This window comes from Candidatus Accumulibacter propinquus (assembly GCF_056856495.1).
Map to the genome: position 1 here is coordinate 2,077,458 of NZ_JBSEHC010000003.1, position 13,060 is coordinate 2,090,517.

At 62.3% G+C, this 13,060-nt stretch carries 8 protein-coding genes and 2 pseudogenes; 2 read left to right on the plus strand and 8 right to left on the minus strand.

Going from position 1 to position 13,060, the window contains the following annotated elements; all coding sequences use genetic code 11:
- Positions 1-15: 15 nt before the first annotated feature.
- The 4 genes from AC15MQ_RS15360 to AC15MQ_RS15375 all read right to left on the minus strand — a co-directional run bounded on the left by AC15MQ_RS15360 (position 16) and on the right by AC15MQ_RS15375 (position 6,284).
- Positions 16-2,214 carry a putative bifunctional diguanylate cyclase/phosphodiesterase gene (locus AC15MQ_RS15360; protein WP_483080537.1) on the minus strand — a complete coding sequence of 733 codons (2,199 nt, stop codon included), beginning with the start codon at positions 2,212-2,214 and terminating at the stop codon, positions 16-18.
- Positions 2,215-2,216: 2 nt separating this feature from the next.
- On the minus strand, positions 2,217-4,427 hold the full coding sequence (locus AC15MQ_RS15365; protein WP_483080538.1) for an HDOD domain-containing protein: 2,211 nt from the start codon (positions 4,425-4,427) through the stop codon (positions 2,217-2,219).
- A 77-nt stretch (positions 4,428-4,504) separates the two neighbouring features.
- The gene (locus tag AC15MQ_RS15370) at positions 4,505-5,293 is read right to left on the minus strand and encodes a PEP-CTERM/exosortase system-associated acyltransferase (protein WP_483080539.1); all 789 of its coding nucleotides are present in this window, start codon (positions 5,291-5,293) and stop codon (positions 4,505-4,507) included.
- A 193-nt stretch (positions 5,294-5,486) separates the two neighbouring features.
- Positions 5,487-6,284: an outer membrane lipoprotein-sorting protein gene (locus AC15MQ_RS15375; protein WP_332336456.1), complete on the minus strand. Its 798-nt coding sequence runs from the start codon at positions 6,282-6,284 to the stop codon at positions 5,487-5,489.
- A 54-nt stretch (positions 6,285-6,338) separates the two neighbouring features.
- On the opposite strand from AC15MQ_RS15375, the gene AC15MQ_RS15380 reads away from it, so the two are divergent.
- On the plus strand, positions 6,339-7,145 hold the full coding sequence (locus tag AC15MQ_RS15380; RefSeq protein ID WP_287654730.1) for an ABC transporter ATP-binding protein: 807 nt from the start codon (positions 6,339-6,341) through the stop codon (positions 7,143-7,145).
- Positions 7,135-8,760 carry a DUF1302 family protein gene (locus AC15MQ_RS15385; protein WP_483080540.1) on the plus strand — a complete coding sequence of 542 codons (1,626 nt, stop codon included), beginning with the start codon at positions 7,135-7,137 and terminating at the stop codon, positions 8,758-8,760. Before AC15MQ_RS15380 ends, AC15MQ_RS15385 begins: the two co-directional genes overlap by 11 nt.
- A gap of 29 nt (positions 8,761-8,789) precedes the next feature.
- Here AC15MQ_RS15385 and AC15MQ_RS15390 read toward each other — a convergent pair.
- From AC15MQ_RS15390 to AC15MQ_RS15405, 4 genes and pseudogenes are all read right to left on the minus strand, one after another.
- Positions 8,790-8,990, minus strand: a pseudogene (locus tag AC15MQ_RS15390) (alcohol dehydrogenase); the annotation flags it as partial.
- Positions 8,991-9,033: 43 nt separating this feature from the next.
- Entirely contained in the window at positions 9,034-10,551 is a 1,518-nt protein-coding gene (locus AC15MQ_RS15395; RefSeq protein ID WP_332335740.1) for a MarR family transcriptional regulator, read from the minus strand.
- 92 nt (positions 10,552-10,643) lie between these two features.
- Positions 10,644-12,005: an IS4 family transposase gene (locus AC15MQ_RS15400; RefSeq protein ID WP_483080637.1), complete on the minus strand. Its 1,362-nt coding sequence runs from the start codon at positions 12,003-12,005 to the stop codon at positions 10,644-10,646.
- A gap of 134 nt (positions 12,006-12,139) precedes the next feature.
- Positions 12,140-12,925: pseudogene (locus tag AC15MQ_RS15405) on the minus strand (zinc-binding alcohol dehydrogenase family protein); the annotation flags it as partial.
- Positions 12,926-13,060 lie beyond the last annotated feature (135 nt).

Genomic DNA, 13,060 nt, shown 5'->3' on the forward strand with positions numbered 1-13,060 from the left:
GCGCGGGGGGCTTTCTCAATGGCGACGAACGGGCGACGGGAAGACGCTGTTGGTGAGGAATTCATCGAATTGCGCAGCGCTCAATGGCTGGCTGAACAGGAAGCCCTGCATGTCGTCACAATCCAGTTCGCTGAGCAATTGCCTCTGGGTTTCGGTTTCGACGCCCTCGGCGATGATGCGCAGGCCAAAGCTGCAGGCAATGCAGGCGATGGCGTGAATGATCGAGGTCGAGCTTTGGTTGTTCGGGTTGAGGTCGCGAACGAAGGACTGGTCGATCTTGATGTTATTGATCGGGAAACGGCGCAGGTAGTTGAGCGATGAGTAGCGGGTTCCGAAGTCGTCGATGGACACCCGTACACCACAGTGTCGTAGCTGCTTGAGCATGTTGATGTTCTTTTCGGCGTCTTTCATCAGCAGGTGCTCGGTAATCTCGATGTCGAGAACCTCTGCCGGGATGGCATGCGCGCTGAGACGCCCGAGGAGTCTTTCCGGCAGGTCGTGCCGTTCGAATTCCTTCGGTGAGAGGTTGACCGCCAGTTGCAGGCTGGTGAAGCCCCTGGCACGCCAGACCGCCATCTGTCGCAGGGCATTTTCAAGCACCCATTCTCCGAGCGGTACGATCAGGCCGGTTTCCTCGGCCAGAGGAATGAAGGCGTCCGGGCTCAGCAGGCCATGCCGCGGGTGGTGCCAGCGGATCAGCGCTTCCATGCCGCTGATCCGCTGCTGGCTGAAGCTGATTATCGGTTGATAATGGAGCTCGAACTGGTCGCCGCTTTCCAGCGCACGGCGCAGGTCGTTCTCGAGCGTGATCCGCATGCTGTGGCCGCTGTGCATCTCCGGCGAGTACTGCAGAAAGCCGTTCTTGCCCTGGCCCTTGATCTGGTACATCGCGATGTCTGCATTGCGGAGCAGGACTTCGGGCGTTTCGCCGCTGTCAGGGTACAGGGCGATGCCGATGCTGACCGTGGTGAAGAAATCCAGCCCGGCGATCTGGAACGGCCGCTTCAGTTCGGTCAGCATTTTGGCCGCAATCAACGCAGCATCTTCGCCGCTACCCAGATCCGGCAGCAGGACGGTGAATTCATCGCCCCCCTGACGTGCCAGCGTGTCTCCCGAGCGCAGGCACGCGCGCGCGCGCAGGGCGAAGTTCTTGAGCAACTCGTCGCCTTCATGATGGCCGTAGGTGTCATTGACCAGTTTGAAGCGGTCGATGTCGATGAACATCACCCCAAGCCGCTTTCTCTTTCTCTTCGCATGCTTCAGGGCCACGCCCAGCCGATCCTTGAACAGCGTCCGGTTGGGCAGTCCGGTGAGCAGATCGTGAAAGGCCTGGAAGGCGATGGTTTCCTCGGCCTTCTTGCGGTCGGTGATGTCCCGCGCGACGCCCGAGGTGCCCATGAAGTGCAGGTCGGCCGGCCCTTCATGGGCGGCATAGATGCCCTGGGAACTGAGGATGGTGACGATGGTCCGGTTCTCGAAATGCCGGATGCCGTTGGACTTGGTCTGCAGCCGGATTTCGACGTTGGTGCTCGCCCGGTCGCCGATGCGACGTTCGTTGAACGCAAAGCGGGCATGTTCCTGATCATCCGGATGCACGATCAGCGAATAGTGCTTGCCGAGGAGTTCTTCACGGGAGTAACCGAGCAGTGCCTGTACGCGGCCGTTCACGAAAATGAAGACGCCGTTCTTGTCGAGCGTGTAGATGATGTCGGGAGACTGTTCGACCAGAAAGCGGTGCAGTCGCTCGGAGTGTTCGAGCCGGATGGTCATCATGGCGTGTTCCCGCTCCATGCGGCGGCGGCTGAGGACGCGGTCCACGGTGTCGATCAGTTCCTGAGGATCGCCATGCTTGCGGATGAACTCGAAGGCGCCGTGGCGCAACGCGCGAATGGCCGAGTCGATGGATGCGTCGCCACTGAAGACCACGACGGCCGTCGGCACATGCCGGCGCAGCATCCATTCCATGATTTCCAGCCCGTTGATGTCGGGCAGATTGAGATCGAGGATGAGCACGTCGATGTCGCGGCCTTCCAGTCGGCGCATGGCTTCACTGCCGGTGCCGCAGTCCTCGATGCTGCGCTCTGGTGCGGATAGCAGTTGCCGGTAGGTCGCCCGAATGCGTTGTTCGTCGTCGACGATCAGGATGTTGCTGCTGCTCTCCTTGTGGCTGTCGGGAACGTGCGGCGAAAAATCAACCTGGGGTATGGCCTTCATCGTTACTCCTGACTGGTGTCCGGCGACGAAATCGTCTGATGGCGAGTATTGCTGTCGCTGACCCGCGACTCGGCCGCGGTCGGGGTGGGCAACAGCAGCGAAATCATGGTCCCCAGGCCCGGCTTGCTGCGGCAGGTGACCGGAATCCCCAGGCGCTGGGTCAGCGTGCCGACGATCGACAGGCCGATGCCGCGTGCGCCGCCGATTCGCCCGGCGGCCGGACGATGCAGTGCGTCGATCGCCGCTTCGCCCATGCCTGGCCCGTTGTCTTCGATCCTCAGTTCGGCGAAGCGCCGCCCCTGGTGCACGACATCGTCGCTCAGCAAAAGCCTGATGCGTTGCCCGCGGGACAGCGCCTCGGAAGCGTTCTTCAAGAGATTGAGGAGGATCTGCTTGATGCTGTCGCGATCGCAGGCAATCGGTATCGCCTGCCCCGGCAGGACCGTTTCGACGGCAATGCCTTTTGCGTCAAACAGCGTTTCGCGATAGAGCGTCAGCAACTCGCGGAGCAGGTCGCCGATGTCGAGCGCAGGTTCGGTGGCCAGGATCTGCGGGATCTCGCTCATCCGCCTGACGATCGTGCTGACGCGTTCGATTTCTTCGCCGAGCACGGTCAGTTCGCGGCGAACGTCGGTTTCCGGCGGCAGTTTGCCGTCGAGGATTCTGAGATAGCCCTTGATGATGGTCAGCGGGTTTCCCGCTTCGTGGACGATTCGTCGTGCCTGGCGCGTGAAACGCGCCGAAGCATCGTCGACTGTCTGCTCGCGGATACGCTGTGTTTGGCGCCAGTTCTCCAGGCTGAAGCCGGCCATCCGGCCAAAGTTGACCAGGCAGGGCAAGCGGCGGCCCAGGCGGCTGTATTCGCCGGCACTCAGCCCGGCGACGATGACGCCGACCGTGCTGCCGTTGCCGAGCATCGGAATGCACAACAGGCCCTTGCTCGAAAAGGCCCGGGCAAACTGCAGGTCGAGCAGCGAGTCGGCGGGTCGTGGCTCGCGGTCGAACGACGAGCAGATGACGTTCCGCAGCGCGGCGACGGCGGCCAGGCTGCGGTGTGCCTCGGGAAGGACTTGCACATGCGCAAAAATCGCCGGTTGTCCGCCAATATCCTTGCCGGTCAGCCGGCCATCGAGCGGGTCGCAGAGCAGGAAGGCGACATGGTTCAGTTCGAACAGGATGCGTAAGGACTCGCGCAGGGCGAGGAACAGTTCGGTGGCGTCATCGAGCTCGAAGAGGTCGCGCTGCAGGGGCTGCAGCAAGGCCTTGTTGCCGAGGATATCGGCGAGTTGGCCGCCGGCGGCGGCTTCGGCGTGCGTCCGCAGGCCGTGCACCCGCGGCAGTCCGACCGAACCGCCAGCAGCCGTCCGGTCCTGAGCCGCTATGCCGATGGCGTCGGCGATGACGCACATCCGTTGCTCGGCCTGATCGCACAGCGTGCTCAGACGCGCCTTGTCGATATCGGCGAACATCTGGCCGGCGACTTGCACCAGTTCTTCCGGCACGCCGTTGTCGCCGGCCAGCATGTGCGCCAGCCAGACCACCTGCGGCAGCGGCGCGGCCGTCAGGATCTGCTCTGCCGGCAGATGATGGAAGAGGATGCCGTCGGCGAACGGCGAGTCGAGATGCCATTGATCGGCCAGCCAGGTGCCGACCTCGCCATGATGGACACCGAAATTCTCGGTTTCCATCTCCGCCAGTGTGGCTTCGCCGCTGCAGACGGCGAGGACTTGCAGATAGGGCTCGCCGAGTGCCGAGAGCAGCAGGAGTTCCCCGACATCGTGCAGCAGGCCGGCCAGGTAGGCTTCGTCCGGCCGGTGATAGCCGGTTGCGGTGGCGAGGCTTCGCGACAACTCGGCAACCAGCAGCGAGTGGCTCCAGAACGCCGAGAGATCGACCGTCCGCGTCGCCTTCCTTTCGTCGAAAAGACTCTGCACCGACAGGCAGGTGGCAATCGAACGAACCAGGCGGGTGCCGAGCGCCATCAGACAGCCCTCGATACTGTGGAACGGCTTGCCACGGCGGATGGCCGAAGAGTTCGCCGCGGTCAGGACACGGGTGCACAAACCGGGATCCTGCTCGACGAGCCGCGCCAGTTCGGTCATCGTCGTGCCGTCATCGTCTACCAGTTGCAGGAGCCGCAGCAGGATCTGCGGCGGCGATGGCGCGCGTCCTGACTCAATGGCGTGACGGATCGGCTCGGGCAGGCTATACATTGTGCTGACCTGCGGTGCTGATTTCGGCCGTCTCGACCGCGAACAGGAGGGGAATCGCTGGCATCGTTCGCAGCCGATCAGGGAAGTGGTGAGTGATTCGCCCGTACGGCGTGCTGACCAGCCAGATCGATGCCTTCCTTGATCTCGCGCGAGATGATCTCGAACAGTGCGCGCACCAGGATGTTCATGCCGCCGATGACCTCGTCTACCGACATCAGTGAAGGAAAACGCACGCCGCGGTGGTGTACTTCGCCGCCGATCCGCTCGAACCGCACGCCGAGTCGTGCAAGGTTCGTTGCCAGCCGCGGTTCGGTCAGTACCAGCAGCGTGCTGATGCCGTAATGGCGAGCCAGCGAGATCATCCCAAGGTAGACGGCAAGGGCCAGATAGGGCTGGCGGGGCCTCGTTTCGGTGCCGAAATCCTCGTCCGAAATCGAGATCGGCCGGTCTTGCTCACCTTGCCGGCGGCGGTAGTTGCCGACCACCGCCAGACGCGAGATCTCTGCGATCTGCGACCGGTCGCGTGCCATCGCTTCGACCAGCGAGCGGTCAAGCGTGGCTGCACAGGTGACTTCCACCGGCAGCGGGGTCTGCGGTGTGTCGGCATCGGTCAGGACCAGGCGCGCGCAGCCCACGTAGGCGCCCGTCGACACCGACTGTACCAGACAGTGTATCGACCGTTCGTCGTAATCGTCCGCTTCCAGACTGTCCGAGCGCAGCGGCTCGAAACCCAGATCACGGCAGTACACCTCGTGCCGGATGCGGTAGTTTTCGGAACGCAACGCATCACTCAGCGCCGGCACGACCCTGAAGAACCGGCGGTATCCCTGGCCCATCGTCAGTTCTGTCAGATTCGAAAAAAACATCCGGCCCCCACCGCCAAGCGCCAGCCAGGCGGGTTGCCGCCGGCACAATGGTCTGCATAGTACTACGAAGTAAGCCGTGCACAGCGACGCCAGAACGCCTCTCCGCGTCGATCTCGATGCGATCGACGCGAGAAAACCACGCTGTCTTCCAGCCGTTGCCGCAGGGAAACGGCAACAGATCAAGCCGGGAAGGCTAATCGAGCTTCTTGAGATAATCCTTGGTGAAAATCTTGTCCGGGAGATCGCGCAACTTCATGCCGCCATATTCGAGAACGGACTGCTCGCCGCCGCGCAGCGCGTCTTCCATGACCAGCCGGGTGGGCCGCTTCCTGCCCTCCATGGTCTTGTAGTTCTCGTATCGGCAGGTCTTGAGCAGGCGGTTGGAGAGCGAGTAGAACTCCGCCTTGTGCGGCCAGAAATCCTTTTCCCGAACCCAGTAGTGTACCCGCTGATAGGTGACGCTGCGGTCTACGCCGATCAACTCCAGGACGTGGAAGTCTTCGTTGCCAATTTTTTCGCTGCGCAGCAGCTTCGGATTATAGTCGGCGGCGAAGTTGGCCCGCGCCAGGTCGCCGTTGGCCACCTGACCGGTCAGTCGCTGCGACAGCGAGAGCCGGATCGGTTGTGAGACGTCGGGCATGAACACCCAAAGGTCGCGGCCTTTCATCAGCAGGATCTGGCCACGCTCGGAGGCGGGTTCGGTGACCATCACCACGCTGTTGGTGTTCCCCTTCGAGAGAACACGGTATTTGCGAACCTCGGTGCTGGGTCCGCTGCCGGTGGTGGTGATGCTGACGTCGACCTGGAAGCCGTCCGCCGGAAAGCGAACCTGGTCGGCTTTTTCGACGATCATGCGGGCTTCGGCGTCGTCGCCGCCGGCTTGCGGGACGGCCTCGGCGGCCCTGCCGGGTGCAGCACAGGCGAGGCAGGCGGCAGCCAGGAGCGCCAACACGGTGTTGACACCAGAATGACGGATGGTCATGATTTCCATAGTTTTCACCCTCTTGTGCCGACCGTCGACGCGGTTGGCGGGAAGTGCCAGCGAATGAGCGTTGTCCGCATCGAACACGTATCCAAGGATTATCTGCTCGGCGAGCAGAAAGTCCAAGCCCTCAAGGACATTACCCTGGCCTTCGATCCGGGTGTCTTTCTGGCGATCGCCGGACCTTCGGGCAGCGGCAAGACGACGCTCCTGAACCTGATTGGCTGCATCGACACTCCGAGCAGCGGCAAGATCTACATCAACGATCAGGATGTCAGCGGGCGCACGCCCGACCAACTTGCCAAGCTGCGCGCGCGCACCATCGGTTTCATCTTCCAGACCTTCAACTTGCTGCCGGTGTTGTCGGCCGCCGAGAACGTGGAATATCCACTGCTGCATCGCACGGATCTGTCGCCTGCGGAGCGCCAGAAGCGCGTTACGCACTTTCTCGACGTCGTGGGCCTGTCGAAATACGCCAGGAATCGTCCGAATCAGTTGAGCGGTGGCCAGCGGCAGCGGGTGGCGATCGCCAGAGCACTGGCGATCAAGCCGGCCATCGTCCTGGCCGATGAGCCGACAGCCAACCTCGATCACAAGACCGGCGAGGAAATCCTTCTGCTGATGAAGAAGATCAACCGGGCCTACAAGACGACCTTCATTTTTTCGACGCACGACAAGCGGGTGATCGCCAGGGCTGACCGTCTGGTGCGCATCGAGGATGGACATATCGCGCTGCTCGGTGTGCGTTCGCACACCAAGTGGTCCTTTGCCCGCCATCGTCCGCCCGAAGTCGGTGCCAACCAAAACCAACAGGCCAGCCCGCCCGCCGAAGCGTCGGCTGCAGCCGGGGAAGAACGCCATGCGGAATAGAACCAGCAGCAGCCTCCTTGGGTGTCTTGCCCTTGCCTGTACGACCCTGCCGGTGTCGGCAGCGGACAACGCGGCGAACGGCACCGAGCGCGGCGGCCTCGCCGTGTCCGGGCGCGCGTCGCCGTCGTCGGAGGGCTTTCTGCTCGCTGCCGCCGACGCGCTGCCGACGCGCCGCGACGCGCTGTTTGGCGACGACGAGTCTCCGGGCGAGGACGACGCTCCCGAGAAGCAGGAGCCTGAAGTTCCCGCGAGCCGGGGGGCCGACGCGCCCGCGAGTCGGGACGCGCTGTTCGCCGATGAGCCTCCGGCGAAACCGACGACATCGGCATCGCCGGCCGGTCGCGACGCGCTGTTCGGGGACCCGCCGGCGCGGCCGCAGGCTCCGCCCGAGCCCTCGTCGCGGGTAGCCGGTTTCCGGGGTTTCATCCAGAACGTGATGGCTTACGACTGGCCGAAGCCGCAACACTGGTCGGAAATGATGACCCGCGCCGATGTCAGCGCCCAGGGTGACTTCAGCAGTAACGTCAAATGGAAGCTGGGGGTTCGCGTCGACTACGACGCGACATACACCTTCACCGATTTCTACCCGCAGGCGGTTGCCGACAACCAGCGCTTCAATATCCTGTTGCGTGAAAACTACCTCGACATCAGCGCCGGTGACTGGGATTTTCGTCTCGGCCGGCAGCAGATCGTATGGGGGGAAATGGTCGGACTGCTGTTCGGCGACGTGGTTTCCGCCAAGGACATGCGGCAGTTCATCCTGCCCGAATTCGAGATTCTGCGCATACCGCAGTGGGCCGCCAGGGCGGAGTATTTCAAGGACGACTTTCACGCCGAACTGATCTGGATTCCGATCGCCAGCTACGACAACATCGGCAAGCCGGGATCGGAGTTTTACGTTTATACCTTGCCGCCGCCGCCGGGCTTCGGCACCACTTTCCGCAATGAAAAGTTTCCCACCCGCAGCCTGGCCAATACCAACTACGGCCTGCGCCTGTCGGTGTTGAAGGACGGCTGGGATGTGGCGGCTTTTGCGTACAGCAGCATGAGCGTCGCGCCGACCTTCTACCGCGAGATCGTCGCAGGTCCGCAGCCGACGGTGGTCTACCAGGCCAGGCATGACCGCATCCAGCAATTCGGCAGCACCCTGGCCAAGGATTTCGGCTCGGTGGTGTTGAAGGCGGAAGCGGTCTATACGCGCGGCCTGAACTATCAGGTGACGGATCCCGGCGATGCCGACGGGGTGGTGCCGCAGAACACCCTGACCTGGGTGCTTGGCCTCGATTTCACCGAGTTCGCCGACACGCGGATCAACACCCAGATCTTTCAGAGCCATTTCTTCAACCACAACCCGGATATCATCCAGTCGACCAACGAATACGGCTACAGCCTGCTGGTGAACCACAAGTTCAGCGACAAGTTCGAGGCGGAAGCGCTGTGGATTGCCAGCCTGAATCGTACCGACTGGATGCTGCGCCCGCGTGTGACCTGGAACCTGGAGAAGAACTGGCGTATCGCGCTGGGTGTGGATATTTTCAACGGCTCGCCACCCGGGTATTTCGGGCGCTACGACGCCAAGGACCGCGTCTATTCGGAGCTGCGCTACAGCTTCTGAAGCCCCGCGGCGGATTCCCGTTGTCGCCGCTAGCCGGTGACGAGAACTGCCGCGCCGCGTACCTGACCTGCCCGCAATTGCTGCAGGGCCTCGTTCGCGGCCGCCAGCGGAAAACATGCCACTTCGGTCCTGACACCGGCCCTCGGCGCGATGGCGAAGAACTCCTCGCCATCGCGGCGGGTGAGGTTGGCGATCGAGCGCACGCAGCGTTCCCCCCAGAGGATCTCGTAGTCACTTATGACTCAGATCTTTACATTTCCTGAGCAGATTCAGTTACGGGGTAGCGTGGGCGAGAGCCGGGACGATGGTTTGTTCAGTGATTCGACAAGCGGCGGCGATGGTCGAGCGGCCCAGACGGGTCAGGTAGTAGCGATAGCCATGAACGACTTTCTTGATGAGACCGAACTGGCGCAGGCGCCAAAGCTGGCGCGTGATGCTGGCCGGCGAGATCTGGCGCAAGAAGGGGACGAGGTCGGCACGGCGGATGCCACGGATGTTGAACTCGGGACGCTGAAGCGCCCGCAGCAGGGCCTGCTGAGTGGCATCGAAGAAATTGAAGCCCTTGAGGGTATGGCCGTTGACCGTCTTGGGGTTGACCAGCCGATGCAGGTTACGATCGCCGGCGGAAAAGTCGTCGAGTGCGGAGAGGTATTCGAGGTAGCGGCGGTTACAGCCGAGCAGGATCTCGCGCAAGTCGATCAGGCTGTAGATGGTCTTTCGGAGGGGGGCGATCTCGCGCGACTCGTGACCATCCCGATGTTCCACCTTGCGGTGGTGCTTGAAGAAGGAAACGTTGTTGGTCGTGGTTTCCAGGCGCAGCACACGGTTGAACTTGTCGTACATCTTGACCGATACCTTGCCAAAATGGTGCTTGATGCAGGTGCCCTCGATACGCGTCGTGAAGCGGCTGCCGAGTTCCTGTGCCAGTTGCGGCGTGATCTTCTTGCCCAGGAAACTGGCGACCTGCTCGGCCTTGACCGAGAAGATGGCCTGCCGGGAGAGTTCCTCGTAGAGCGACTTCAGGATGGCGTCGGAGCGGAACACCAGATCGGTAGAGTATTCGACCTGCATCAGGCTCCAGTGATAAGACTGTCCGAAGACATCCAGAATTGGGCAGCACTGCTCGGCGTAGTGGTCCAGAAGCGCATGCAGGGTGTCTGGCGAGAAGGCGTCCGCGAGTTGCTGCGCCCGTTCCCAATCGGTGATACGGATGAACGCATTGTCCGCCATCGCGTAGTCGATACCTGCCGTTGTCAGCGAGTGTGCCAACCGACTGTGGCCATTGCAGTAGAACTGCAGCCGGAATGGACTCCACGTCGGCACGCGCAGGTAGATCAGTCCGAGGGTTTCGTCCATCCAGTAGAAGTAGTAGTGCAGGCACTTGCCCGAGGTATGGCGCAGAAAGGTTTGGTGACTTTGCTTGTCGTGCCAGGGTTCGTAGGCGTCACAGGCTTCCATGGCGGAGAGCACATGCACCAATCCTGGATGATCCCCACGGTCCTTGAGCACCGCGGCAACGAGGTCTTCCTTGCGGATGTGCGCCTTGGCCACGTGCTCGATTCGCGCTCCCTGCGCGGTCGCCAGAGCCTGTGCGGCTTCACGAATGCGATCACGCAGCGGTTCGGCAAAGCGCGGGTAGTCAAAAATGCGAATGTGCCGGGCATTGAGAAAACTCGTCATCCCCGCCGCGTAGCACGCGCCCGGCAACGTGCCCGTAATCACGATCCGGTCGTAGCAGGAGAGTGTTCCGGCAAGCCGCTCGTGATAGCGATCGGTCAGCATCTGTGTCATGGTCGCCTCCGCTTTTCCGTTTGGGCTATGACAGAAATCTCAACCTGTTTGGTTCCGGCTTCGCCGGCTTAGGGCATATCCTTACACACAAGTCATGTTGCATAAATTGAACGCATATGTTCCACTCCTCGGACGAAGTCTCGGAGCCTCGCGAAGCCCAGCCAGAGGGTCTTGACGCCGGGTTCGCCATCGCACTTCCGGCCGAGGAAGCCGCCGAGCATGGCGATGTGCCGGATCATCTCGCGGAGGTTGGGGGGTGTGGCGGGCGGCGTTTTCTCAGCCAGGATGTATGCGCCCTTCCATTCCGCCTCACTGAACAACTCGCAGGCGGACAAGTCCGGATGGGTGCGCCCAAGTCGAACGAGGTGCGCCAAGCGCCACGCCACGACCAGGTAAACCGCCAAGGCCAGCTCGATCTTGTCGATATGTCCCAGTTGCAGGGCTTCCACCCGACAACCATTCTTCAGGACATGGAAGAAAATCTCGATTTCCCACCGCGCGCGATACCAGTCGATCAACGTCACAACAGCTTCGAAGCCGTCGGCCTCGCGATTGGTAGCCAAGCGCCATTCGATGGGCTTGACGCCTTTGGGTGCCCCGATTTCCTGAGCAATCACGCAGGTCACGGTGAGCAGTCCGCCTTGGCCGTTGGGCAACTCGGCGCGACAGGCAAAGAGCCTCTGGCGCACGAGACGGGCGGCTTGCCCGCCACGCGCGGGCAGGAGGAATTCGATCTCGCCCAGCGCTTCGCCCGCGCGGACTTTTGCCCACAGTTTGCCGCCCGCAGGAAGACAGCGATTGTGTTGGGAACGGACCAGCCAATCGGCCGGCGTTTCCAGAGCCTGCGCCCGTTGCATCAGCCCAAGAATATCGGCTTCCCGGTCGGCCACGTAGACAAGACGGGTGCCGGGCATCGTGACGGCGGCTTCGGTCACCCGTTCGTAGCCTTCTATCCAGCGGGTGCTCTCGAGAATTCCCGGACGGTTTCCGTCGGCATCCTTGAATTCCCGTGCCCAGAGCCAGGCGTCAATGACCCCCAGCGGTTCCCGGTCCGGGGTCACGACATAGGTGGGATGCAGATACAAGCCGCGCTGAGCCTCGTAACTGAGTGGCCCCAGTCCCTCGATGGACTGGCCATTGAAGTCAAGTTCGGTGGTGTCCTGCAGACACAGGACCACAGGATGCTGGCGCATTCGGACGATGGTGCGGTCCATGTGCGGTGTCAGGATGTCTTCCCATCCGAGATCCTGCTTTTTCTCGCTGGCCTGATCGAAAAAGCGGTAGACCGCCTGCGTTTCGGCCCAGCCCGAACAGGCGCCCGGGATACTCGCCGTGGGTTTGTCGGCAAAATCGCTCGCGATCTTGATCAGTCGATTGGTCAGACGACCGTCTCCAAGTTCTGCTCCGCCAAATTCTTCTGCAGCCCACTTGTCCATGCACATCGCCCCACTCAAAGGGCGCACACCATACAGCATCCCGCACAGATGGCTGCGCGCGAGATCGAAAACGCTTGCGCAATCATCGCTCCACTACAGTCACGAAATCGGCGAAACATGCTCAATGAGTTGTGTGTAAAGGTATGGGCTTAGGGGAATTCGGGAATGTTGCTCATGTGAATGCCTGCGCAAACCACCGTTCCGCCCTTGGCGGTGTGGCGAAGCGCCTGCGGAACCAGTTCTCCGGCCGGCGCGAAGAGAATCGCCGCGTCCATTTCCTGCGGCGGGGCCACGTCGGCGCCGCCCGCCCAGGTCGCCCCCTGCCGGCGTGCAAACTCCTGGCCGTCAGCGTCTCCCGGCTTGGTGAAGGCGAAGATTTCGCGTCCCTGCCAGCGCGCAACCTGGGCGATGATGTGGGCCGCCGCGCCGAAACCGTAGATCCCGAGCCGCCGGGCGTCGCCGGCGGCGACCAGCGCGCGATAGCCGATCAGTCCGGCACAGAGGAGGGGGGCGGCTTCGGCGTCGGAATACTCTTGCGGCAGGGCAAAGCAGTAGCGCTGATCGGCCAGCGCGAACTCGGCGTAACCGCCATCCAGGGTATAGCCGGTGAACTCGGCGGCGTCGCAAAGATTCTCGGTGCCGCTGGTGCAGTAGCGGCAATGTCCGCAGGTGCGTCCCAGCCAGGGCACGCCGACACGCTGACCAAGGGCGAAACGTTCCACCTGTTCACCTTTCTCGACCACCCTGCCGACGATTTCGTGGCCGAGGATGAGCGGCAACCTGGGCTCATGCAGATCGCCGTCCATGACGTGCAGATCGGTACGGCAGACGCCGCAGGCCTGCACCGCAAGCAGGATCTGGTACGGCCCGGCGCGCGGCCGGGGGACTTCGGCCAGTCGCAAGGGCTGGCCCTGGGCGTCGAGAAGCATGGCTTGCATGGGTCTCTCCTGTCGGATTGTTGCTGGCTGCACTCGCGGTGGCGCGGGCTGCTTTCGGGAACAGTTCGGATCCATTCTAACGGTTGATTTACTGCAATTGTGTTTGCTTCAGATGCAAGGAGAATCCGCAAGTGC

Bases quoted from the DNA above. Each gene is read 5' to 3' on its own strand.
- AC15MQ_RS15360 (WP_483080537.1), bottom strand. From the start codon at position 2,214: ATGAAGGCCATACCCCAGGTTGATTTTTCGCCGCACGTTCCCGACAGC.
- AC15MQ_RS15365 (WP_483080538.1), bottom strand. From the start codon at position 4,427: ATGTATAGCCTGCCCGAGCCGATCCGTCACGCCATTGAGTCAGGACGC.
- AC15MQ_RS15370 (WP_483080539.1), bottom strand. From the start codon at position 5,293: ATGTTTTTTTCGAATCTGACAGAACTGACGATGGGCCAGGGATACCGC.
- AC15MQ_RS15375 (WP_332336456.1), bottom strand. From the start codon at position 6,284: ATGGAAATCATGACCATCCGTCATTCTGGTGTCAACACCGTGTTGGCG.
- AC15MQ_RS15380 (WP_287654730.1), top strand. From the start codon at position 6,339: ATGAGCGTTGTCCGCATCGAACACGTATCCAAGGATTATCTGCTCGGC.
- AC15MQ_RS15385 (WP_483080540.1), top strand. From the start codon at position 7,135: ATGCGGAATAGAACCAGCAGCAGCCTCCTTGGGTGTCTTGCCCTTGCC.
- AC15MQ_RS15395 (WP_332335740.1), bottom strand. From the start codon at position 10,551: ATGACACAGATGCTGACCGATCGCTATCACGAGCGGCTTGCCGGAACA.